Source organism: Arsukibacterium ikkense (genome assembly GCF_000987775.1).
GTDB classification, from domain to species: Bacteria; Pseudomonadota; Gammaproteobacteria; order Enterobacterales; family Alteromonadaceae; genus Alishewanella; species Alishewanella ikkense.
The window spans coordinates 142,020-162,944 of the sequence record NZ_LAHO01000007.1 but is presented as its reverse complement, the minus strand read 5'-3'; the positions used below and the strand labels follow the sequence as shown (position 1 = coordinate 162,944).

General features: G+C 50.5%; 18 protein-coding genes. 11 read left to right on the top strand and 7 right to left on the bottom strand.

Features of this window, described 5'->3' with window-relative positions; all coding sequences use genetic code 11:
- Positions 1-108 precede the first annotated feature (108 nt).
- Entirely contained in the window at positions 109-1,335 is a 1,227-nt protein-coding gene (locus tag WG68_RS09035; protein WP_046557356.1) for an FIST signal transduction protein, read from the top strand.
- Positions 1,336-1,341: 6 nt separating this feature from the next.
- Here the strand turns inward: WG68_RS09035 and WG68_RS09030 are convergent, their stop codons facing one another.
- On the bottom strand, positions 1,342-1,746 hold the full coding sequence (locus WG68_RS09030) for a glutaredoxin family protein (protein ID WP_046557355.1): 405 nt from the start codon (positions 1,744-1,746) through the stop codon (positions 1,342-1,344).
- A 204-nt stretch (positions 1,747-1,950) separates the two neighbouring features.
- Here WG68_RS09030 and WG68_RS09025 point away from each other — a divergent pair, with 204 nt between their 5' ends.
- Positions 1,951-2,652: an alpha/beta fold hydrolase gene (locus tag WG68_RS09025; protein ID WP_046557354.1), complete on the top strand. Its 702-nt coding sequence runs from the start codon at positions 1,951-1,953 to the stop codon at positions 2,650-2,652.
- Positions 2,653-2,716: 64 nt separating this feature from the next.
- On the opposite strand, the gene WG68_RS09020 is transcribed toward WG68_RS09025, so the two are convergent.
- Positions 2,717-3,709 (bottom strand): glutathione S-transferase family protein, encoded by a 993-nt coding sequence (locus WG68_RS09020; protein WP_046557353.1) that lies wholly within the window; start codon positions 3,707-3,709, stop codon positions 2,717-2,719.
- A 227-nt stretch (positions 3,710-3,936) separates the two neighbouring features.
- Here WG68_RS09020 and WG68_RS09015 point away from each other — a divergent pair, with 227 nt between their 5' ends.
- The 3 genes from WG68_RS09015 (at position 3,937) to WG68_RS09005 (ending at position 7,593) form a co-directional block, all read left to right on the top strand.
- Complete coding sequence (locus WG68_RS09015) at positions 3,937-5,163, top strand: hypothetical protein (protein WP_046557352.1); 1,227 nt, start codon at positions 3,937-3,939, stop codon at positions 5,161-5,163.
- 45 nt (positions 5,164-5,208) lie between these two features.
- Positions 5,209-6,138, top strand: a complete 930-nt coding sequence (locus tag WG68_RS09010; RefSeq protein WP_046557351.1) for a M14 family metallopeptidase — start codon at positions 5,209-5,211, stop codon at positions 6,136-6,138.
- A 123-nt stretch (positions 6,139-6,261) separates the two neighbouring features.
- Positions 6,262-7,593: an esterase/lipase family protein gene (locus tag WG68_RS09005; protein ID WP_046557350.1), complete on the top strand. Its 1,332-nt coding sequence runs from the start codon at positions 6,262-6,264 to the stop codon at positions 7,591-7,593.
- Between the two features lie 3 nt (positions 7,594-7,596).
- Here the strand turns inward: WG68_RS09005 and WG68_RS09000 are convergent, their stop codons facing one another.
- From WG68_RS09000 to WG68_RS08995, 3 genes are all read right to left on the bottom strand, one after another.
- Entirely contained in the window at positions 7,597-9,144 is a 1,548-nt protein-coding gene (locus WG68_RS09000; RefSeq protein ID WP_152663065.1) for a tetratricopeptide repeat protein, read from the bottom strand.
- Between the two features lie 145 nt (positions 9,145-9,289).
- Complete coding sequence (locus tag WG68_RS20020; protein WP_161796361.1) at positions 9,290-9,532, bottom strand: pectate lyase; 243 nt, start codon at positions 9,530-9,532, stop codon at positions 9,290-9,292.
- Positions 9,450-9,926, bottom strand: a complete 477-nt coding sequence (locus WG68_RS08995; protein ID WP_083981843.1) for a pectate lyase — start codon at positions 9,924-9,926, stop codon at positions 9,450-9,452. Before WG68_RS08995 ends, WG68_RS20020 begins: the two co-directional genes overlap by 83 nt.
- 289 nt (positions 9,927-10,215) lie before the next feature.
- On the opposite strand from WG68_RS08995, the gene WG68_RS08990 reads away from it, so the two are divergent.
- The 4 genes from WG68_RS08990 to WG68_RS08975 all read left to right on the top strand — a co-directional run bounded on the left by WG68_RS08990 (position 10,216) and on the right by WG68_RS08975 (position 16,310).
- The gene (locus WG68_RS08990; RefSeq protein WP_046557349.1) at positions 10,216-13,059 is read left to right on the top strand and encodes a M16 family metallopeptidase; all 2,844 of its coding nucleotides are present in this window, start codon (positions 10,216-10,218) and stop codon (positions 13,057-13,059) included.
- Positions 13,060-13,181: 122 nt separating this feature from the next.
- Positions 13,182-14,288 carry an endonuclease/exonuclease/phosphatase family protein gene (locus tag WG68_RS08985; RefSeq protein ID WP_046557348.1) on the top strand — a complete coding sequence of 369 codons (1,107 nt, stop codon included), beginning with the start codon at positions 13,182-13,184 and terminating at the stop codon, positions 14,286-14,288.
- Positions 14,289-14,321: 33 nt separating this feature from the next.
- On the top strand, positions 14,322-15,374 hold the full coding sequence (locus WG68_RS08980; protein WP_046557347.1) for an aldo/keto reductase: 1,053 nt from the start codon (positions 14,322-14,324) through the stop codon (positions 15,372-15,374).
- A gap of 123 nt (positions 15,375-15,497) precedes the next feature.
- Positions 15,498-16,310 (top strand): HDOD domain-containing protein, encoded by an 813-nt coding sequence (locus tag WG68_RS08975; protein WP_083981842.1) that lies wholly within the window; start codon positions 15,498-15,500, stop codon positions 16,308-16,310.
- A gap of 133 nt (positions 16,311-16,443) precedes the next feature.
- On the opposite strand, the gene WG68_RS08970 is transcribed toward WG68_RS08975, so the two are convergent.
- Positions 16,444-17,235 (bottom strand): PhzF family phenazine biosynthesis protein, encoded by a 792-nt coding sequence (locus WG68_RS08970; RefSeq protein WP_046557346.1) that lies wholly within the window; start codon positions 17,233-17,235, stop codon positions 16,444-16,446.
- A gap of 130 nt (positions 17,236-17,365) precedes the next feature.
- On the opposite strand from WG68_RS08970, the gene WG68_RS08965 reads away from it, so the two are divergent.
- Positions 17,366-17,977: an NAD(P)-dependent oxidoreductase gene (locus WG68_RS08965; RefSeq protein WP_052749027.1), complete on the top strand. Its 612-nt coding sequence runs from the start codon at positions 17,366-17,368 to the stop codon at positions 17,975-17,977.
- Here the strand turns inward: WG68_RS08965 and WG68_RS08960 are convergent.
- Positions 17,961-18,395, bottom strand: a complete 435-nt coding sequence (locus WG68_RS08960; RefSeq protein ID WP_046557345.1) for a DUF3429 family protein — start codon at positions 18,393-18,395, stop codon at positions 17,961-17,963. The genes WG68_RS08965 and WG68_RS08960 overlap by 17 nt on opposite strands.
- Positions 18,396-18,665: 270 nt before the next feature.
- On the opposite strand from WG68_RS08960, the gene WG68_RS08955 reads away from it, so the two are divergent.
- The gene (locus WG68_RS08955; RefSeq protein ID WP_052749026.1) at positions 18,666-20,921 is read left to right on the top strand and encodes a heavy metal translocating P-type ATPase; all 2,256 of its coding nucleotides are present in this window, start codon (positions 18,666-18,668) and stop codon (positions 20,919-20,921) included.
- Positions 20,922-20,925 lie beyond the last annotated feature (4 nt).

The window sequence follows — 20,925 nt, the reverse complement described above, 5'->3', positions numbered from 1 at the left end:
CGTATTTCTGCCATGGTTAAAACGGTGTAATATTCGTGACTCTGTGGTTGGAGTAACCACTGCCGGTAGCGCAGCCATGTTGTACTGGCGCAGCAATAATGAGGCAATATGGACGTTGGTTTAGGATACAGTAATACTAAAGACGCATTTGCGGCAGGTAAGCAAGCTGCTGAAAATGCCATGCTGGATGCCGCTTTTTCCCAGGCTGATTTGGTGCTGGCGTTTTGCAGTGGTGCGCTGGATCACCATGCCTTTTACCGCGGTTTGCGTGCTGTGTTGGGGTTTACGGTAAATATTTTTGGTGGTTCCGCCGTCGGTGTGATCACCAACCAGCATTTAACTTATCAAGGCCACCCTGCCGCAGTTGCAGTAATAAAGTTTCAGGATAATTATTGCCAGATGGCAGTGGCAAGCGGCTTATTTAACAGTCCCTTCAATGCCGGTGAGCAGCTTGGTAAGGCGCTGCCAGTGATGCCTGATGCCAGTTTATTGCTGCTTTTTTATGATTCAATAAAATTTTCCGGTTCAGAAAACCAAGCTCCCTTAATGAATCCATCGGCGCCTTTACTGCGGGGGCTGGAGCGTCATATCACCGGCGCCATACCGATTGCCGGGGCTGGCTTGCTGGGAGACTATCATTTTAGCCACACCCAGCAATTTTGTGGCAAAAGTATTAACCAGCAGAGTGCTACCGCATTGTTGTTTGGAGGCAATTTAACGCCTTATATTGGGGTGATGCACGGCTGTAAGCCTTTGTCTGCAAGTTATTACAGCATTACCGGCATTTTTGGTCAGTTTTTATATACCCTGGACGGCAAACCTGCAGTTGCGGTGATTGATCAGGCTTTTGGTAGTAAATGCTGGCGTGAGCAGACGCCGGTTAGCCAGCTTTGCCTCGGGATCCCCGCAGAATCGGCTTCGCAGCAGCCGGCTGAAAATGACTTCAGTAATCGTTTGATCAGTGGCATTTTGCCCAATGATGAAGGGCTGATCCTGTTTGAACCGGATATGCATGAAGGGATGCAAGTGCAGCTGATGCGTCGCAGCCCTGCGTTGGGCAGGGCCTCAGCCCAAGCCAGTACCGAGGATTTATTGCAACAAATCAACCGGGATGGCAAGCAACCTGTGTTCGCGCTGTATATGGATTGTGCCGGCCGGGTAGCACAATTTGACCCGGATGATGCTGGCCAGGAAGATGCAATGGCAGTACAGCAGTTGTTAAATCAGGCAAAGATCCCGCTACTCGGGTTTTACTGCGGCGTTGAAATAGCGCCCCAGGCTGGTAAAAGCCGGGGCCTGGACTGGAGTGGCGTGTTGGTGATCCTGACTCGCTGAATGCGTTTAGCTACTACGTTTTTCGTTATCAAAACAGTGGCGCAGATAACCGATAATCTCTGACGATTCATACAACCATTGTGTTGGTTGATCTGAGTTTTCAATGCGCAAACAAGGTACCTTTATTTTACCGCCAGAGGTTGCCAGTTCCTCGCGGTACTGCTTGTTGTATTGTGCATCACGTTTTTCAACATTAAGCCCCAGCCTTGCCATTTCTTTGCGCACTTTGATACAAAAGGGGCAGGCGCTAAACTGGTACAATACCAGTTGCTGGCAGGCAGCGTTAACATCGGCCAGCTGCTCCGGGCTGCGGTTAATAGCTTTTGGGGTAGTTAGCCACTCAGTGATGAGCATAAAGGGCGTTAGGATCAGCCGGACTAGCCGAAAAAATAAACGGATTAACAAGCGCATTGGTCACTCTGTATGTTAGTAAAGATAAACGCCGCCAGTATAGCAAATAACAGCAGAGCAACGTGAACTATGAATGCTTAAAGCAGCCAGGTTCCGCTTTTTAGCCAGGTAAGATACGTTGTAACGCTACATTAGCACTAAAGTGTTATGGTTGAATTTTAACCAGCTGTCTATGTTGTCAGTGACTTAACCAAGGAGTTACTGATGATAACAATTAAAAGATCCTTACTGCTGATTACTGCCAGCCTGGCACTATTATTAACCGGCAAAGGCTTCGCCTGTGTTGATGCGGTGGTATTGGTGCATGGTAATACCGCCAGTCCAGCCAGTTGGGATAACACCTATAATTATTTACGCAGCAAGGGGTATCGTACGGCCGATATTTACCGACCCGATTGGGGCACGAAAACCTGCGCGGCCTGCAATGATCACAGTGGCACTGAAGAGACGCCGGTGCGCAATGCGATTACGGCGGCATTGAATAACTCTTGTACCGGTAAAATAGATGTTATCGGTCACTCGATGGGCGCGACGCTGGCAGCACAACAGATTAGTAAACTGGGTGTGGCTTCCCGTGTGGATGCCTTTGTTGGGGTAGCCGGTGCTTTTCGTGGCTTGCTCAGTTGTGGTGTTTATCCGTTTAATGTTTGGAACTCGACCTGTGGCAGTGCCGGTTTATCTGTGGCCAGCCCATTTTTAGACAGTATTTACGGTGTGCGGTTTGGCCAACGAGTGTATTCAATTAAAAGTAACATTGATCAAATAGTTTGCTCGACCGGCAGCTGTCTGGTTTATGGCGTGCATAGCAGCCGTATTTGGGGTGAAAACGCAACCTATACCTATGCCCTGGGCCATTTCGGCTTACAAACAGACACCGCCGCGCAGCAATACAATTTAATTAAATAAGCGGCGCTATTTTGGCTGTAAAGCCAGGCTTGGTTTAGCGCCAAGCCTGGTAAACTATTATCCGCTATTCAGCGGCTGATAACATATTTTGCCGTTGATGTGGCGCCAGATAATTTATATCCGGACCCGCCGGCACCACCTGGCTGGGGTTAATCATGGTATGGCTATAATAGTAGTGGCGCTTAATATGATAAAAATCAACCGTTGCCGCTACCCCAGGCCATTGATACAACTCGCGGGTAAAGCCAGCCAGGTTAGGGTAATCGGCCAGCCGTTGTTTATTGCATTTGAAGTGGCCGTGATACACCGCATCAAACCGGATTAAGGTGGTAAACAGGCGCCAGTCTGCCTCGGTTAAGCGCTCGCCGGTTAAATAGCGGTTGTGGCTAAGTTTCGCCTCCACCTGATCCAATGCAGCGAACAGCTTTTGATACGCTGTTTCATAGGCCTGCTGCCTGGTCGCAAAGCCACACAGATAAACACCATTATTGATATTGCTATAAACCAGCTCGTTTATTTCATTTATTGGTTCTTGCAAATCAGATGGATAATAATCGTCGTTATTACCGGTTAGAGAATTAAACGCGCAGTTCAGCATCCGGATAATATCTGCCGACTCATTACTGACAATGCAGTTTTGTTGCTTATCCCACAATACCGGTACGGTAACCCGGCCACTGTAATCGGCCTGATGACGGGTATACACCTGATACAGATAATCATAATTGAACAGGTTGTCGCCGCTGCTGTGGTTGTTTTTAGCAAACTCCCAGCCATATTGAAGCATGTCGGGGCTGACGACTGATACGCTGATGTGATCTGTCAGGTTTTTTAACTGTAAAAAAATCAGGGTGCGATGAGCCCAGGGGCAGGCCAGCGACACATACAGATGATAGCGGTCTTTTTCCGCTTTAAAGCCGGCTTTGCCTGTTAAACCGGCACTGCCATCCGGGGTAACCCAGTTGCGTAATTGTGCGTTTTCGCGTTTAAATTCACCATCGGTACTATCGGTGTCATACCATTTATCTTGCCAGTTACCGTTAACCAGTAAACCCATTTTAAGCTCCTGAAGTATGTAGCTGATTAAGTTACCAGCAAATTGTTTACCCAGCTGCTTTCAGCCAGCGATGCTATAAAGGTACTGTAGCCAACTCTGGCCAGCAGGGATATTGGATAATAGCGGCAGGTTTGTCCTACAAATTAGAATGTATAGCTGGCGGCTGCAGTGGGGTTGCAGTTCGCGGCGAGTACGCTAAGCTGGTTAATTTTCAGGAAAGGGCGCGTATGCATAAAATAATCGGCGTTATGCTGTTAATCGCCATAACGTTTTCACCTGAGGTTAAAGCCAGTTTGGGTTGGTTCGGCCCTGAACCTTTTCGACTGCAACAATTGCAGGGGCGGGATTTCGATTACAATCTGGAAAGTTTTCTGCAACGGCTGAGTTTCAGCCCCCTGCCGCTGCAACCCTTTGCTCCCTTGTGGCAGCAAGACGGCTGGTATGGCACTGGCGGCAGTACCCGCAGTCGTGAGTTTTATGTGCATTCTGTTTTTCAGAAAACCGTGCAGTTTGATTTCCCGGCCTTTGCAGGAGTCAGGGTAAGCCGTGCGGAAGATTTAGATGGGCGCTATGATCGCCAGCTAATTGGTATGGGGTATCGTAGCCAGACTACCGGCACTGAATACAGCCTGTGGGGCGATGTGGCTGGTGCCAAAGATCTGCTCGATTTGCAATTTGAGGTAAACCAGGCCTTTACCAATGGCAGCTGGCTGAAGTCGGCGCTGGTGCTAACTGATGTGGTGTATAACAGTAAAACTTACACCGAGAACCAGTATCAGACAAAACCTGTTACGTTATACCTCAGTGGCGGCTGGCAGTTGGGCCGGCAACAGCTATATGGTTTTACCAATATTAATTTAAAAACCGAGTTTAGTGACAGCCAACAGCAGTTAGCTTACAGCAACGAGCAATACGCAATGGGTCTTGGCTGGAACTGGCTCTTAAACGCTGAATTTGAGTTGACGCTGCAAGGGCAGGGTAACTATGTAAAACGACAGCAGTACGAGCTGGCAGCCAATGCGGCATTCCAAACGCTGCAGCGCCAGTACTACCAGTTAAGTGTTGAATTAAGACAGGCAACCCCGGCAGCATTAAGCTATTGGTACGGCATCCATGCGCTGAGCCTGAACGAGCGGGACAGCCGTTTCGCCGCTGGCGCTGAACCGGCTGAGTATCGGCGAGAACTTTATAGCTATGCCGGGTTGCACTGGCAATACAGCAACACTGTCAGCCTGCGGCCTACCCTGTATCTGGGGTATGCCAGCGTGCGCGGCGAACTGCAGCGTTTTACCGACGAGCCACTGAAAGACAGTGGTCTGCTGGCTAAAATCAGCCCGAACATCACAATACGATTACAGCAAAGTAGTGGAGCCCGGCTGGTGATTAACCCCAGCGTTAAATTACATAACCTGCAGTTTGGTGGCGGTAATATTCAGCTGGATATTCCCTTCTGATATAGTAACGGCAACAAAACGAGCTAACCAGGAGTAAAATCGACTATGAGTGGCAATACCTCATACCCTATTGGCGTAGCTGGACAGTCCTGGCGTGACGCAGAAAAAGCGCAGTGGCTGGCCAGGCAAGCTATCCAGCGCAGTTATCAGCAGCAGGTGCTGGTTGCGCTTGAGCAGGTAGCGCCAGAGTTTGAGCGCCAGCAATATGGTGAGCTGGATTATCGCCAATATGGGGCAGGTTGTTATCCGCTGTATGCTTTTAGTAATGGTTTGGCTGCTGACAAAGTAACGGTACTGATTACTGGCGGGGTACATGGTTATGAAACCAGTGGCGTGCAGGGGGCTGTCCGCTTTTTACAAACAGTCGCCAGCCAGTATAGCCAACACTTTAATTTGCTGGTACTGCCTTGTATCAGCCCATGGGCTTATGAAACCATTAATCGCTGGAACCCGTTGGCACTGGACCCTAACCGCAACTTTAGCGCCGCCAGCCAGGTAGCGGAAGCCGCTGCCGTGGTTGGTTTTTTAAAACAACTACCCCTGCCGGTGCTGGCCCACATTGATTTGCATGAAACCACAGATTCAGATAACAGTGAATTCCGGCCGGCCAAAGCGGCGCGGGATGGTGAAGTGAATACCAACTGGGATATCCCCGATGGTTTTTATTTAGTCGGCGACAGCGCTAAACCTGCGGCGGATTTTCAGCAAGCAATTAACCTGGCGGTTGCTCAGGTTACCCAAATTGCCCCGGCAGATGCGAATGGCTGTTTAATTGGCGAGCCGGTCAGCCAGCCTGGCGTGGTCAATTACCCGAAAAAAGCACTGGGTTTATGTGGCGGTATTACTGAGGCACCCTATGTCACTACCACAGAGGTGTATCCAGACAGCCCCACTGCCAGCCCGGAGCAATGTATTCAGGCGCAGGTAACGGCTATTGTTGCTGCGCTGGAATATTTAAAAGCAAAAGGTTATTAAAACGTTTCTGGCAGCGCAGAGTTATTAAAGCTTGCTATACTGTGATGGCTTTCACTAATTTAGCCAAGTTCTGCCTGCCGGCAGCTGTTGTCTGGTTTTCCAAACCGTTATAAGGAAGACGTTATGGGCAACCCGGTGGTCATTTTACATGGCTGGAGTGATAACAGCCGCTCGTTCAATACGATAAGCAACTTTATCCGCCAAATACCTGCAAAAAAAACCGTACATTTGCATCTGGCCGACTGGCTGTCGATGCACGACGATGTTACCTACACCGATTTAGCCACTGCCATGCAGCGCGCCTGGCACGAGATGGGGTTACCTACCCAGGATCGCAGTGTCGATATTGTGGTGCACAGCACCGGCTCGCTGGTAGCGCGGCAATGGCTTACTCAGTTTTACAGTGCCAGCCATAACCCGGTTAAACGCTTTATTATGATGGCGCCGGCTAATTTTGGCTCGCATCTGGCGCACAAAGGTCGTAGTTTCTTTGGCCGGGCAGTAAAAGGCTGGGGCCAGCCAGGCTTTCAGACAGGTACTCAGATTTTAAAAGGTCTTGAACTGGCGTCACCTTATACTCAGCAACTGGCATTTCAAGATTTATTTGGCGCGGAAAGCTGGTACGGTGCCGGTAAAATTCTGGCCACCGTGATGACGGGCAACACCGGTTACTCCGGCGTCAGTGCTATTGCCAACGAGCCTGGTTCTGACGGCACAGTGCGGATCAGCGGCGCAAATCTTAATTGCAGCCGGGTTGAACTGGCGTTGGATGAACAGCAATGCGTGTTGCCTGGTAGTTTGCGTTACAGCCAGAGCAAAGGCGAGATTGCGCTGGCCATTCTGGATAAAGAAAACCACAGCACCCTGGTATTTAAAGATAAAGGGCCGAAAAATCCGCTTACCAAAACTATTCTGAGCAAAGCCCTGCAAGTAGAAGATAGTGATTATCAGGCGCTGGCCGACAGTTTTAACTGGCAGCAACAAATTGATGCCCTTGACCCAACCGTTGCCAGCCAAAGCCCGCAGCGCAGTCAGGTGGTGTGTCAGCTAACCGATCATCTGGCCAATAGCGTGCGGGATTATTTTGTCGAATTTTACCGTACTGGTAAAAAGGACGAAAAATTTGAGCAGCAGCTATACCAGCAGTTTTTATGTGGTGTGCATGCCTATAGTGACAATGGAGCCTATCGTACATTGTACTTTAACCTCTCCAGCCTTACTGAGCTGCGCCAACGCTATAATATGAACAAGCTGTATATCAGCTTTAATGCTGAGCCGCATTACAAACCGCCACGTCAGCCAGTGGGTTACGCCAGTGTTGCCGCTACCGACACCGCCGGTTTAAAGCTTGAACCAGATAATATTGATTGGGTATTTATGCCGCACCAAACGGTGTTGCTGCAAGTGGTGATGCAGCGCAGCATTGATACCAGTGTGTTCAAGTTGCGCCAGTGAACATCAGCGGGCAGGAGGCGGCAGCCAGCCTAAAGCGCTAATGTGTTGCTGAAGTTGCTGATCGAGCCCGCCGAACAGGTTATTGGCCTCGATGGTCGTCAGAATCAACGCTGGACCTGCAGTAGTCTGGTTAGTTAATTCAGCCATACCGAGATAACCCATGGGCGAATCGGGAAAGTCGGCGATTAATTGCCGGTATTGCTGCTCGGCGGCGGCAAGCTCGCCGCGTTCGGCCAGTTTAAAGGCCAGGTTGTACTGATGAGTAATGGCAACAGGGTCCAGCCGATTGGCTTGTTGCAGCGCTTGCCAGGCATCCTGGCTGCGGCCTAGTTGCTCCAGCGCCGCAAAGCGCCACAAATGGGCCTGTGCTAAACTGGGGTTCAGGCTTAGCGCTTTATTCAGAGCAGGCAGGGCTGCATCAGAATCTCTCTTCAGGTAGAATAACAGCACGCCTCTTACCGCATGGGCTTCTGCCAGTCCGGGCGCTCTTAGCAACGCCTTGGCTAAATGTTGTTCTGCCAATGTGGCGGCAATATCGGCCTTTAATACGCCAAAACTGGCGCTACCTTCGGCCAGCAAAATAATGGTATCAGCCAGCGCGACATAGGCCATGGCGTATTCCGGATCCAGTGCTAAGGCCTGCTCGAATAAACGCCTGGCATCTTTGATTGATTCGTTCGTTTGTTGCCGGTATTGCTCGCGGCCGCGCAGATACATAAGGTAAGCGTCGCTGCTGGCGGTATGATTCAGGTTAGTCAGGCTGCCAGCTTCTAAGTAACGCTGTTGCAGCAGGTTCGCAATAGCCCGGGCTATTTCGGTTTCAATCGCAAAAATATCGGTCAGTTCGCGCGAAAAGCTCTCTGACCACAGGGTCATGCCATCGGCGGCATTCACCAATTCCACTCTTAAGCGCAGCCGGTTGCCGCTGCTATGCACGCTGCCGGTAAGCAGGGTTTCTACCTGTAAGCGTCTGGCAATATCTACCGGTAGCATGTTTTGCCGGGCTAAACCAAAGCCAGCACTGGCTGAGGCAACCTGCAGACCCGCAACCTGACCTAATAAACTGGTCAGCTCTTCGGTAATGCCGGCTGCTAAATAGTGCTGGTCTTTGTCAGGGCTTTGATCCCGAAACGGCAGCACCGCAATAGAACTGGCTCTAATGCTGCTTACCAGGCCTTCGCTGCGTTTGGCAAAGTCGGTACGGGCACTATCAAAATAATGCAGGCCCAGCATTAGCGAGCCAAGCATTACCACGCTTAAACCCAGCCACCATTTCCACCCCAGCGGCTTTTGTTCATCTGAAAGATCGACCTCAGTAACCTTGATACCTTGCGGCGTAATATCAAAATACCAGGACAGATAAAATACCACCGGGAAGCAAGCAAACAGGAAAATAGTCAGGCTGGTGGCAACAAAAGGGCTGAGATTTAATAGCGGAGTCACAACGGCGATCACCTGCAGCAACAGCCAAATGATACCAAGAAAAGGAATAAGGGTTTGAATAACTTTGCGCCGGCGCAACTCCGATAAAAAACGCATAAGTACTGTCACTGTTCTCTCCCTGCGTCCGGCATGCCTGCCAAATTATATCCATTTACATTAAAGTAATATAATTTAGCAGCTTATCCTTAACTTGCTAAAGCCTAGCAGGCGTTAACAATTTAACCAAGCAACGGCGCAGAAAGTTTTTTGGGGATTACTGGCTCCTTACCTCATGCCAGCGCTGTAACCATTTTGTGTAAATTGAGAGTGATTGTTCTGGTTTATCGGTATACCAGCCGTAACCAAGACGTCGCTCCAGTGACACCGTGGCAACGTCGTAAAGCACGATACCATCGCGATCAGCAAACAGCGCTTTATTGGAGCCTATTTCGGCAAACCGTGGCCAGATCCGGTGGCTGCCAGGCTTGGGCAGCAGTACCCGCAGAGTCGGGTTCAAGAGTCCTGTGCTGATACTGAGCTGCCCAGAGGGTTAAACCCTGTCCGGTATCCACTTGCAACAACAACAGTAATGCTATGCCACGCTCAAAGTGCTGGCGGGCTTGTTGCCGAACCGCTTCGCTGACAAAAGCGTAATCACCTGTTTGCTGGCTGACATCCAGTAATAGGTTCAGAATATCGGCAGTTACTTCGTCATTCAGGGTGATATGGTCATGATAGCCACCGCGTAGCGGATAACTTTGTGGCCAGCCTCCGTTTGGATACTGCGCCTGAAAAATCAACTGCAAGCCCCGGTAAAATGCTTCGGCATAGTCCGCACTACCAGTGGCAGAATACGCCCGGGCTAATACCTGCAGCTGGGTGCTGGTAGCACTGTTATCAAAGGTCGGAATAAGGCTCCGGGTTGCGTTAGCCTACGCTAAGTGCTTAGCGGCTTTGGTTCAAGCAGTTTTAACATTAGCACTGCTGTTGCTTCGTATATGGAATTAATCCGCCTGTAGCGCTGTATCTGATGCAGCAGCTGGCGCTGCAGTTGCAGCGACCAACCGAAAAATAATACTGGCCAACGCAAATGGCCGTTAAAGTGTATCAAAATATGACTGGCCTGATGACTCTCCCCGGCGTAACACCTAAGATACGCTTGTAAATATAATGACAATAATAAAATCCGGAGAATCTGTTTTGAAATTTACTAAACTTGTTTTAGCCATGGGCCTGGCTGCGGGCATTGCCGCCTGCAGTCAGCAACCTGCTGCGCCACAGTTGCCAAAAGGGGTAACCTTGGTCACAGTGCATAGTCAACTTAAAGACGGTGTGTCGGTACCCTATAAAAAATATCAGCTGGATAATGGCTTAACCATTATCGTGCATGAAGATCATTCCGATCCGTTGGTGCATGTTGACGTCACCTACCATGTGGGTTCTGCCCGGGAAGAGCTGGGTAAATCAGGTTTTGCCCACTTTTTTGAACATATGATGTTTCAGGGGTCTGAAAACGTAGGCGATGAAGAACATTTTCGGATTGTGACCGAAGCCGGTGGCACCTTAAATGGCACGACTAACTCTGATCGTACCAATTATTTCCAAACCGTACCGTCTAACCAGCTGGAAAAAATGCTGTGGTTAGAAGCTGATCGGATGGGATTTTTACTGGATGCCGTAACCGAAGAAAAGTTTGAAGTACAACGCGAAACCGTGAAAAACGAGCGCGGTCAGCGCGTAGATAATCGACCTTATGGCCGTTTGGGTGAACGGGTAGCCCAGGCGTTGTATCCGGTTGGCCACCCTTACTCCTGGCCGGTAATAGGGTATATGGACGATTTAAACCGCGCTAACGTTAATGATGTAAAAGCCTTCTTTTTACGTTGGTATGGCCCGAACAACGCCACCTTAACCATAGGTGGTGCGGTGAAACCGCAGGATGTGTTGCCACTGGTACAGCAGTATTTTGGCAGTATTCCACGCGGCCCGGAAGTCACGGCCGCGCCAAAGCAGCCGGTATCGCTCGACAGCAGCCGCTATATATCGATGGAAGACAACGTGCATTTGCCGCTGATTTATATGTCTTTCCCCACTGTATATCTGCGTCATGAAGATGAAGCAGCACTGGATGTACTGGCGCAAATTCTGGGCGGGGGGAAAAATTCGATTCTGTACAAAAATCTGGTGAAAACGCAGATTGCGGTGCAAGCCAACGTTAATCATCCTTGTGCCGAGCTGGCCTGTACCTTTAATTTACTGGCGTTGCCACATCCGGCATCTGGCAAAAATCTGGCCGATATGGAAGCCTTGCTACGTGACAGCCTGGCCGAATTTGAGCAGCGCGGTGTCAGCGATGACGACCTGTACAAAGTAAAAGCACAAATGGAAGCCAATACCATATATGGCTTGCAAAGTGTGGCCGGTAAAGTAGGCCAGTTAGCCATTAATCAAATCCTGACGGGTAACCCGGATAACCTGCAAAACGATTTAAACCGGGTGAACAAGGTTACCAAAGACGATGTATTGCGGGTTTATAACACTTATCTGAAAAACAAAGGTTCAGTGGTGATGTCGGTGGTGCCACGTGGCAAACTGGATTTGATAGCCAACACCGATAACTTTACTCCGCAAGAGCTGGATTTTGGTGGCCCATCCACCACCAGCGCAGACGATTTGCAGGTGCGCCGGGCAGTGGATACCTTTGATCGCAGTGTCGAACCACAAGCGGGTGTTAACCCGGCAGTCACCGTGCCAGCCTACTGGCAAAGCAGCCTGGACAATGGCATTAAGGTGTTAGGTGCGGCCAGTGATGAAACCCCAACCACGGCCATGTTGTTGAAGCTGAAAAGCGGTTTATACTACGAAAGCCCGGATAAAACCGGTTTAAGCAGCATGCTGACGGCGATGCTGAACGAAGATACCAAAAACTTCAGTGGCGAGGACATTGCATTAGAACTGGAGAAGCTGGGCAGTTATATCAGTATCAGCGCCAGCGATGAACATATTCAGTTATATGTGCTGAGCCTGAGCAAAAATCTGCAGCAGACTATCGCTATTCTGCTGGAAAAAATGTTACAGCCAGCCTTTAACGAAGATGATTTTCAGCGCTTAAAACAGCAGCGTTTACAGGGTATTCAGCAGTCAGAAAAAAATGCCGGTTATCTGGCCAGCAATGCGTTTCGTAAACTGATGTATGGCGACAGTATTTTAGGTCAACCCGGCGGTGGTACCTTAGCCAGTATCACCAACCTGAGCCTGGACGATGTGAAAGCCTATTACCATAGCCACTTTAAACCTGCAGGTGGCCAGTTAATTGTGGTATCAGATTTAGCTAAAGCTGAGCTGCAACAGGCTATAGCGCCATTAAACCAGTTTAGTGGCAAAGCACCGGTAATTAATGTGCAGGTACCGGCAGACACCAGCCGCGGTTCGGTAATTTATCTGGTTCACAAAGACGACTCACCGCAGTCTGAGATCCGGATTGGTAAACGCAGTTTAACCGAAGATATTACCGGCGAGTACTTTAAAACCGGTTTGGCCAATTTTACCATTGGCGGTAACTTTAACAGCCGGATTAACCTGAACCTGCGTGAAGACAAAGGCTACACCTACGGTGCGCGCACCGGCTTTAGTGCGGATAGCTTTACCGGCGTCTTTGTTGCCTCGGCGGCGGTCAGGGCCGATGCCACCGCCGCGTCGGTCAAAGAGTTTATTGACGAGCTAAGCCTGTTCAGTGCACAGGGCGTAACGGAGCCAGAGCTGACATTTATGCGTCGGGCGTTGAATCAGCGGGATGCGTTAAAATATGAAACACCTAACGCTAAGCTGGGATTTTTAGCGCAAATCTTACAGTATGATTTAACTCCGGGCTTTGTTGATCAACGCAATGCGATCATTGCCAACATCAGTCAAGAAGAGATAAATCTGTTAGCAAAACAACACTTTGATCCGAAAGATATGGTGATAGTGGTAGTGGGCGATTCAGCTGTGCTGCGCCCGGAGCTGGAAGCGCTGGGCTATCCGGTGGAAGATTTAACACTGTAAGCCTGACGTTTATTAACTGCGCCACCTTAGGGTGGCGTTTTTATTGCTGCAACGGGTAATACTGGTGTTTTAGCAATGAAGCCCCTACAGTAGCAAGCTGCCGGAAAAAACAGGATATATAAATGGTTATTGGATTGTGGTTAGCAACGTTGCTGATTGCGTTGTTAACCCTGCTACCGTTATGGCGACATGATGCATGGTGGGTGCGTGGACTGGATTTTCCGCGTCTGCAGTTAACGGTGCTGGCGCTACTTATTATCATAATGCAGTTGCTGCTGGCTGACCTATCTGAGCTTAGCCAATGGCCAATGTTACTGATAACCTGTGGTTGCTTTATGTTTCAGCTTTGGTGGATCTTGCCGTATACACCATTATTCCCAAAAGAAGTGAAAAGTACTGCGGCCAATAGCAGCAGTGCTTGTATCTCTATTTTAAATGCCAATGTACTTACTTCCAACCGCAACGCAGCTGGTTTAATTGCCATGGTACGTCAGCACCAGCCTGATATTCTGGTTACGTTAGAGTCTGACAGCTGGTGGCAGCAACAGCTGGACCAGCTGAGCGATAGCTACCCCTACAGCGTGAAATGCCCATTGGATAATTTGTACGGTATGCATGTTTACTCACGTTTGCCGCTGCATAACCCGGCACTGCAGTTTCTGGTGGAGGAGGGCGTGCCGTCTGTGCATGCCGAAGTGGAGTTAAGTGATGGTAGCCATATCGCTGTGCACTTTTTACATCCGGCGCCGCCCAGCCCCACCGAGAATGACAGTTCAGCCGAGCGGGATGCCGAGCTGTTGATCGTTGCCGCCAGTGTAAAAAAGGCGCAAATCCCGGTGATCGTCGCCGGTGACTTAAATGATGTGGCCTGGTCTGAAACAACCCGTTTATTTAGAAAAATCAGTGGTTTGCTTGATCCAAGAATTGGCCGGGGCATGTATAACAGCTTTCATGCCGATATTCCTGTTATGCGCTGGCCGTTAGATCATTTATTTCATAGCAGTCATTTTACATTAATGCAGTTGCAGCGATTGCCGTCTTTTGGCTCGGATCACTTTCCGATGCTAATCAGGTTATGTTACACCGGCCGGCAACAACCGCATCAAGGCTTAACGCCTGATCCGGATGACAAGCAACTGGCCCGACAAAAAATGGCGGCACAAGCGGTGGTGCCCGAGCAAGTGCATCGGCCTGAGATGTTAGCGGGCAGTGGCGTAGCTGTCGTTTAAGATTAATTCAGATAACAAGGTGACATACAGTTTATGCAATATTCAGTACTGGGCAGCAGTGAACTTAAGGTATCGCGGGTATGTTTAGGCACCATGACCTGGGGTACCCAGAACACCCAGCAAGATGCCGATCAGCAACTGGCCTGTGCACTGGCGCAGGGTGTTAATTTTATTGATACGGCCGAGATGTATTCGGTACCGCCGACAGCCGAGTCGTATGGTGCTACTGAAAAAATAATAGGCAACTGGCTTAGCCGCAACAGCAACAAGCGAAGTGATATCGTATTAGCCAGCAAAATGGCCGGTAATGGCCTGGCCTATATTCGTGGTGGCAGCGACATGACCCCGGCAACGTTAATTCAGGCGGTCGACGGCTCACTGCAGCGCTTGCAAACTGACTATATCGATTTATATCAGCTGCACTGGCCGAACCGGGTATCGCCACATTTTGGCAAGCATCTGCCCGGCCGTATTGGGTTTTCAGAGGTTGATAGCCAACAGCAAACCGAGCAAATGTTGGGGTTGTTGCAGGCATTGGATAGCTGCGTTAAAGCCGGCAAAATTCGCTTTTGTGGTTTATCGAATGAAACACCCTGGGGTATTAGCCAATACCTGGCCCTGAGCAAAGCGCATAAGCTGCCGCGGATGGTCTCCGTGCAAAACGAATTTAGCTTACTGCACAGCAAAGACTGGCCCTATTTAATTGAGCAATGCGTGCATGAAAATGTTGCCTATTTGCCGTGGTCACCCTTAGCAACCGGCGCCTTAACGGGCAAATACCTGCAAGGCAAGCGGCCTGAAGGTAGCCGCTGGAGCATGCTGCAGCGCAACGGGCTATTTCGTGATACCCCTGCATCGAACCAGGCGGTAGCGGCCTTTATTGAGCTGGCTGCCAGCTACAGTGTTGATGCTGCGCAACTTGCCCTGGCCTGGGTTAATCAGGTTGATGGTGTAACCTCAACCATTATCGGTGCCACCAGCATGGCGCAGCTGCAGCAGAATATCGCGGCTTTCACGCTGGATATCAGCCCGGCAGTGGCAGCTGATCTCAACCAGTACTTACGGCAGCATTCACTGCCGTTTTAATAAAGCGGACGCTTTAGTTGCAGAGTTGGCAAATCAGTGCTTTGGCACTTGTGAAGTTTTTGCCTAGCCATTAAGCTCAGTGTTAGCCTCGCATTTTCTGTTACGTAGTGGGAACCTATCGCCATGCAGCACATGATCGAACAAGCCACCAACTTACCCAGTATTCCACAAGTGCTGCAAAAACTTATTGCCAGCATGAACGATGACAACGTGTCAGCTGACAAGCTGGCCACCATTATCAGCAGTGATCAGGCGATTACCGCCAAGGTGCTGCGGTTAGCCAATTCGGTGCACTTTGGCCGCCAGCGGCAAGTAGGCTCGGTGAAAGACGCGCTGGTGGTGTTGGGGCGCGATACTCTGCGTACTTTGGTGCTGTCTATCGGCTTAGTCTCCAGCTTTAAAGCCCCGGCCACCTTTGATTTAGCTGCGTACTGGCGCCGCTCTTTTAAACTGGCTAATCGTGCCAAGTGGCTGGCTAAGTTAAATAAAGCTGATGCAGAAGTGGCTTACACCTGTGGCTTACTGCATGGTATTGGTGAGTACCTTATTCATATAATGGAACCCGCGCTGGCAAAAACCATCGATGAACAGGTAGAAGGCGGGGCACCGCGGCGTAAAACCCAGCTGGAGCTATTTGGATTTGACTACACCATGGCCGGCAGCGAACTGGCCAAATACTGGAAATTTCCAAACGAAATAGCCGATGCTATTTTATGGCAGCAACAACCCGCTGGCAGTGGTGCGCTGTTGCCCTATGCCACCTTGCTGTATCTGGCGCGGTATATGATCCATTTTCAGGATAAGATTAATGACGGTAATTTTGACGATCTGCCGCTGAAGTTAATTCATGCCGCCCATATGAATTTAGACGATACCTACGCCAGAATGCGCGACTTTACTGAAGAGGAAACTGATATGCTGGCGATGCTGCAGTAGGAGAATCACAGTGGTTAAAAAAGAGCCAGTGCAGCCAGATCAGATGTGAGGATAACCCCCTCTTTTGACGGAGCCGGGGGTGTCTGACCCCATGCTGTTAGGTTAGGCACCGGCCGGCAAATTGCACAAGCCATTAGATGTAAGCGGTGCCTTTCAGATATAACACCGCAAAACCTGATACCAGCACCCGGTCATGGCTAATGGTGCAATATACTATGCCGCCGCGTGATGATGCCTGATAGGCCACCAAAGTATCTTTAGCCAGGTGTTTAGCCCAGTAAGGTGCCAGCCCCGCATGAATGGAACCGGTTACCGGATCTTCATCACCGCCGTTAGCGGGCCAAAAATAACGTGAGATAAAGTCATATTCGCTGGCTTTAGCGGTAACAACCAAATCAAAGGGGGCTAATTGTTTCAGTTGGGCTGAATGATAGCTCAGGTTTATCACTTCTTGTTCCGATGCCATTACCGCAAAATAGGCCTGGCGGTTTTTTAATACCTGTATTGGCTTTACCGACAAACCGGCTAACAGGGCGGGTGGCACCTGCTCGACAATCTCCGGGCACTGCTTGGGGAAACTCATTTCAATCCGGCCGTCGCCATGCTGATTCACAAACAGTGAGCCCACCTGCGAGGTGACAAACTCGATTTCAGCCTGGCCGCCCAGATAATTAAATATCACATAGGATGATGCTAAGGTGGCGTGGCCACAAAAGTCGATTTCTGTTAACGGAGAAAACCAGCGAATTTCATATTTATTGGGCGATAACGCCAGGATAAAGGCGGTTTCTGACAGGTTATTTTCTGCCGCAATATTTTGCATTATCTCAGGTGTCAGCCAATGCTGTAGTGGCACCACGGCGGCTGAATTGCCTTTAAACTGTTGCTTGGTAAATGCATCAACAATATAAATATCTAACTCCAACTCAAACTCCTTAGCTGCTATCGTACAGGCTATTGTAGCGGCAGTAGCAGGCTCTTGTAACCTATCAATAGGTTTAGTTATACCTGTGCTCTGCCGCAGCTCTGCTGTCCTCGTCCTAAACCTGCATATATTGCTGCAAAAAATCAACAAAGGCGGTTACCCGGGCCGGCCGAAAGCGTCCTGGTGGGTAGACAGCGTAAATGCAGCCCTGTGTCAGGCGCAAGCGGGGTTAACCGTAGTGGGGCTGGATATTAATGATACGCCAGCTTTAACCAGGTTACTGAGTGGTAAAGCTATCGTGATAAGTGCCTTTAGCGGCCATGCGCAGCCAGATGTAAAAGGCTATTACATTCAGGCATTCAGCTCGGTACTAAAGGCGGCAACAGCTGCCAACGCAGGCCGTTTACTGGTGGTAGGTGGTGCTGCGACATTGCTGCTGGCTGATGGCAGCCGCTTGCTGGATAGCCCGGAGTTTCCGCCAGAGTATCGGGGTTCGGCTGAAGGTGCTGCTGAGGCACTAAGGATGTTACAGCAACAAAGCGCCGTTAGCTGGAGCTTTCTATCACCAGCGTTTGATATTTTTCCCGGCGCTAAAACCGGCCGCTTCCGGCTGGGGCTGGATAATTTATTAACCGACAGCGACGGCAACAGTCGTATTTCCAATGGCGATTATGCTGTGGCGTTGCTGAACGAAGCCGAGCAGCCACAACATCAGAATAAGCGTTTTACCGCGGCATATTAATCAGCGCAAACATCAGCAGATGGCTAAGGCACACCACCAGGGTTAAAGCGTTGCGTAAGCTGCGATAGCTCGGCGGGTAGCGCTGATTAATGCTGCTGCTATATTCAGTGACACGCAACAGCAGAAACAGTATCGCCTGCAGCAATAAAAAATGGCCTGGCCACAGCGCCAGGCTGATAATACTGATCACCGGAAAACTCACTGCCAGCAAAGCAAGCTTGTTCTCTGCTGCAGTGTGTTGCTGCGAGTACAATACCGGCCAGAGTACTCCAGCCATAAAGCCCAGAATAAGTGCGCTGTATAGCTGATAAAGTTGCAGCAGCTGGGCGCTGCTGGTGGCCCACTGCATATGATAAGCCAGTGGCAGCAGGGCAAAAGGTAACAGGCCGGCATAGCCCAGAGTGGCAATAAGCTTCATATCGTTATCTCCGGCAGTAGCAGCTTGTACTCCTGCCCGGTTAAGATGGCTGATCTCATCAAGTTAAGTTGCATAACCGTTACTGTCAGCTAAATAACATTGTTGCAATTACGGCTGCGGCGCATTATCGATCAGTGCGTTTAATTACTAATGCCGCTTGACCTTAGCCTGCGGATAAGGTGCATACTGTTGTCAAGCTGCTACCGTGGCAGGCATTGGCACCCACAGTGCCTTAGTACAGTATTTTGCGGATAACCGGGAGACAACACTATGACGCAGATAACGCTTAATATTAGTGGCATGCACTGCGGCTCTTGTGTTAGCAAGGTGGAAAAAGCCTTACTGGCAGTGCCGGGCGTGCAGGCCGCCAGTGTTAACCTGGCGACCGAACAGGCACAGGTAGAGAGCAGCGCCACTGTGGCGGCCCTGGTGGCAGCGCTGCAGGCCGCCGGATATAAAGCTGTACCACTGCAACCAGAGGCTGATAAACAGGCAGCACAGCAGCATAAAACGGCAGAAAAGCAGGCAGAGCAAGCTGTGTTGCTGCGCGATTTATGGCTGGCTGTTGCATTAACCTTACCGGTATTTATCCTGGAAATGGGCGCCCATCTTATTCCAGCGTTTCATCACTGGTTAATGGCTGCTCTGGGCCAAAGCCTGAACTGGCAAATTCAGGCTTTGCTTACCACCTTAGTATTGCTGGGGCCGGGCCGGCGCTTTATGCAAATCGGTATTCCGCTGCTGTTAAAAGGCCAACCCGAGATGAATTCCTTAGTGGCGCTGGGTACCCTCTCGGCCTGGGGCTTTTCGTTAGTGGCCACCTTTATGCCGCAGCTGTTACCTGACGGTACGGCGCACGTGTATTTTGAAGCGGCAGCGGTAATCGTTACGCTTATACTGCTGGGGCGTTATCTGGAAGCACGCGCCAAAGGCCAGACCGGGGCGGCGATACAGCAATTACTCAGTTTGCAGCCGGCTACCGCAACGCTGTTAAAAGACGGCCAACAGCATAGTGTGGCGCTGACGCAAATTAAACCAGGCGACTTGTTGTTAGTGCGTGCCGGTGAGCGTATTGCGCTGGATGCCACAGTAGAGCAGGGTGAGTCGTATATCGATGAGTCGATGCTAAGCGGTGAGCCGCTGGCCAAAGCGAAACAACCCGGTGCTGCGGTGTATGCCGGCACGGTAAATAAGCAGGGCGTGCTGCAGGTTCGTGTTAGCAAAGCTGCCGGTGATACCGTGCTGGCGCAAATTATTGCCCTGGTACAGCAAGCACAAAGCGACAAGTTACCGGTGCAGGCCTTGGTGGATAAAGTAACCGCCATCTTTGTGCCGCTGGTTATGTTGCTGTCAGGTATTACCTTTGCCGCCTGGTGGCTGTGGGGGCCACAGCCGGCACTGAGTCTGGCGCTGGTGAATGCTGTAGCCGTGCTGATTATTGCCTGCCCCTGTGCCATGGGGCTGGCCACACCTACCTCTATTATGGTCGGCACCGGCCGCGCCGCACAGCTTGGCATCTTGTTCCGCCAGGGCAGTGCGTTGCAAACGCTACGTGCTTGTAAAGTGATTGCGCTGGATAAAACCGGCACCCTGACGGTGGGCAAGCCACAACTGACCGACATTTTAATTCAGCAAGAAGGGCAAACCGGTTTTAACCAGCAGCATGTTCTGGCGCTGGCAGCAGCACTGGAGCAACAATCTGAGCATCCGCTGGCCGACGCTTTCGTGGCGGCCGCGGCGCAACAGCAACTAGACTTGCCGCAGGTAAGCGATTTTAAAGTGCACAGCGGCATGGGCGTAAGTGGCACTATTAACGGCCAACAGGTCGCCATTGGCGCTGATCGTTTTATGCAGCAACTAAAGCTGGATGTAACTGCACACGCCGCGCAGGCCAACGCGTTGGCAAACAGCGGTAAAACCGTATTGTATCTGGCGGTGGACAGCAAACTGGCGGCAATACTGGCCGTAGCTGATACGCTAAAACCCGGCTCTGCAGCGGCGATAGCGGCTATGCAGCAACTGGGTTTAAAAGTGGCGATGATCAGTGGTGACAACCACCATACCGCCAATGCCATTGCCAAACAGTTGTGCATTGATACCGTCGTAGCCGACGTATTGCCGCAGGGTAAGGTTGATGCCGTAAAACAACTGCGTGCTGAGTTTGGGGCCGTGGCCTTTGTTGGTGATGGCATTAATGATGCGCCAGCACTGGCCGAGGCCGATATTGGCCTGGCGGTGGGTAATGGCACCGACATCGCAATAGAAGCGGCAGATGTGGTGTTAATGCGGGCGGATATTATGGCAGTAGTGAACGCCATAGCGCTGAGCAAAGCGACGTTGCGTAATATCCGCCAGAATTTGTTCTGGGCTTTTGGCTATAACGCGCTGTTGCTGCCGGTGGCTGCCGGGGCGCTATACCCGGCTTTTGGCATACTGCTATCGCCGATGCTGGCAGCCGGGGCTATGGCGTTATCCAGTGTGTTTGTGGTAACCAATGCGCTGCGGCTGCGCCGCTTAGCGCTGTAGCACC

What these genes read in the sequence shown, in the direction of transcription:
- WG68_RS09025 (WP_046557354.1), top strand. Translation starts at nt 1,951, where the DNA reads ATGATAACAATTAAAAGATCCTTACTGCTGATTACTGCCAGCCTGGCA.
- WG68_RS08960 (WP_046557345.1), bottom strand. Translation starts at nt 18,395, where the DNA reads ATGAAGCTTATTGCCACTCTGGGCTATGCCGGCCTGTTACCTTTTGCC.
- WG68_RS08985 (WP_046557348.1), top strand. Translation starts at nt 13,182, where the DNA reads ATGGTTATTGGATTGTGGTTAGCAACGTTGCTGATTGCGTTGTTAACC.
- WG68_RS09015 (WP_046557352.1), top strand. Translation starts at nt 3,937, where the DNA reads ATGCATAAAATAATCGGCGTTATGCTGTTAATCGCCATAACGTTTTCA.
- WG68_RS09030 (WP_046557355.1), bottom strand. Translation starts at nt 1,746, where the DNA reads ATGCGCTTGTTAATCCGTTTATTTTTTCGGCTAGTCCGGCTGATCCTA.
- WG68_RS09005 (WP_046557350.1), top strand. Translation starts at nt 6,262, where the DNA reads ATGGGCAACCCGGTGGTCATTTTACATGGCTGGAGTGATAACAGCCGC.
- WG68_RS08975 (WP_083981842.1), top strand. Translation starts at nt 15,498, where the DNA reads ATGCAGCACATGATCGAACAAGCCACCAACTTACCCAGTATTCCACAA.
- WG68_RS09010 (WP_046557351.1), top strand. Translation starts at nt 5,209, where the DNA reads ATGAGTGGCAATACCTCATACCCTATTGGCGTAGCTGGACAGTCCTGG.
- WG68_RS09035 (WP_046557356.1), top strand. Translation starts at nt 109, where the DNA reads ATGGACGTTGGTTTAGGATACAGTAATACTAAAGACGCATTTGCGGCA.
- WG68_RS08980 (WP_046557347.1), top strand. Translation starts at nt 14,322, where the DNA reads ATGCAATATTCAGTACTGGGCAGCAGTGAACTTAAGGTATCGCGGGTA.
- WG68_RS08955 (WP_052749026.1), top strand. Translation starts at nt 18,666, where the DNA reads ATGACGCAGATAACGCTTAATATTAGTGGCATGCACTGCGGCTCTTGT.
- WG68_RS09020 (WP_046557353.1), bottom strand. Translation starts at nt 3,709, where the DNA reads ATGGGTTTACTGGTTAACGGTAACTGGCAAGATAAATGGTATGACACC.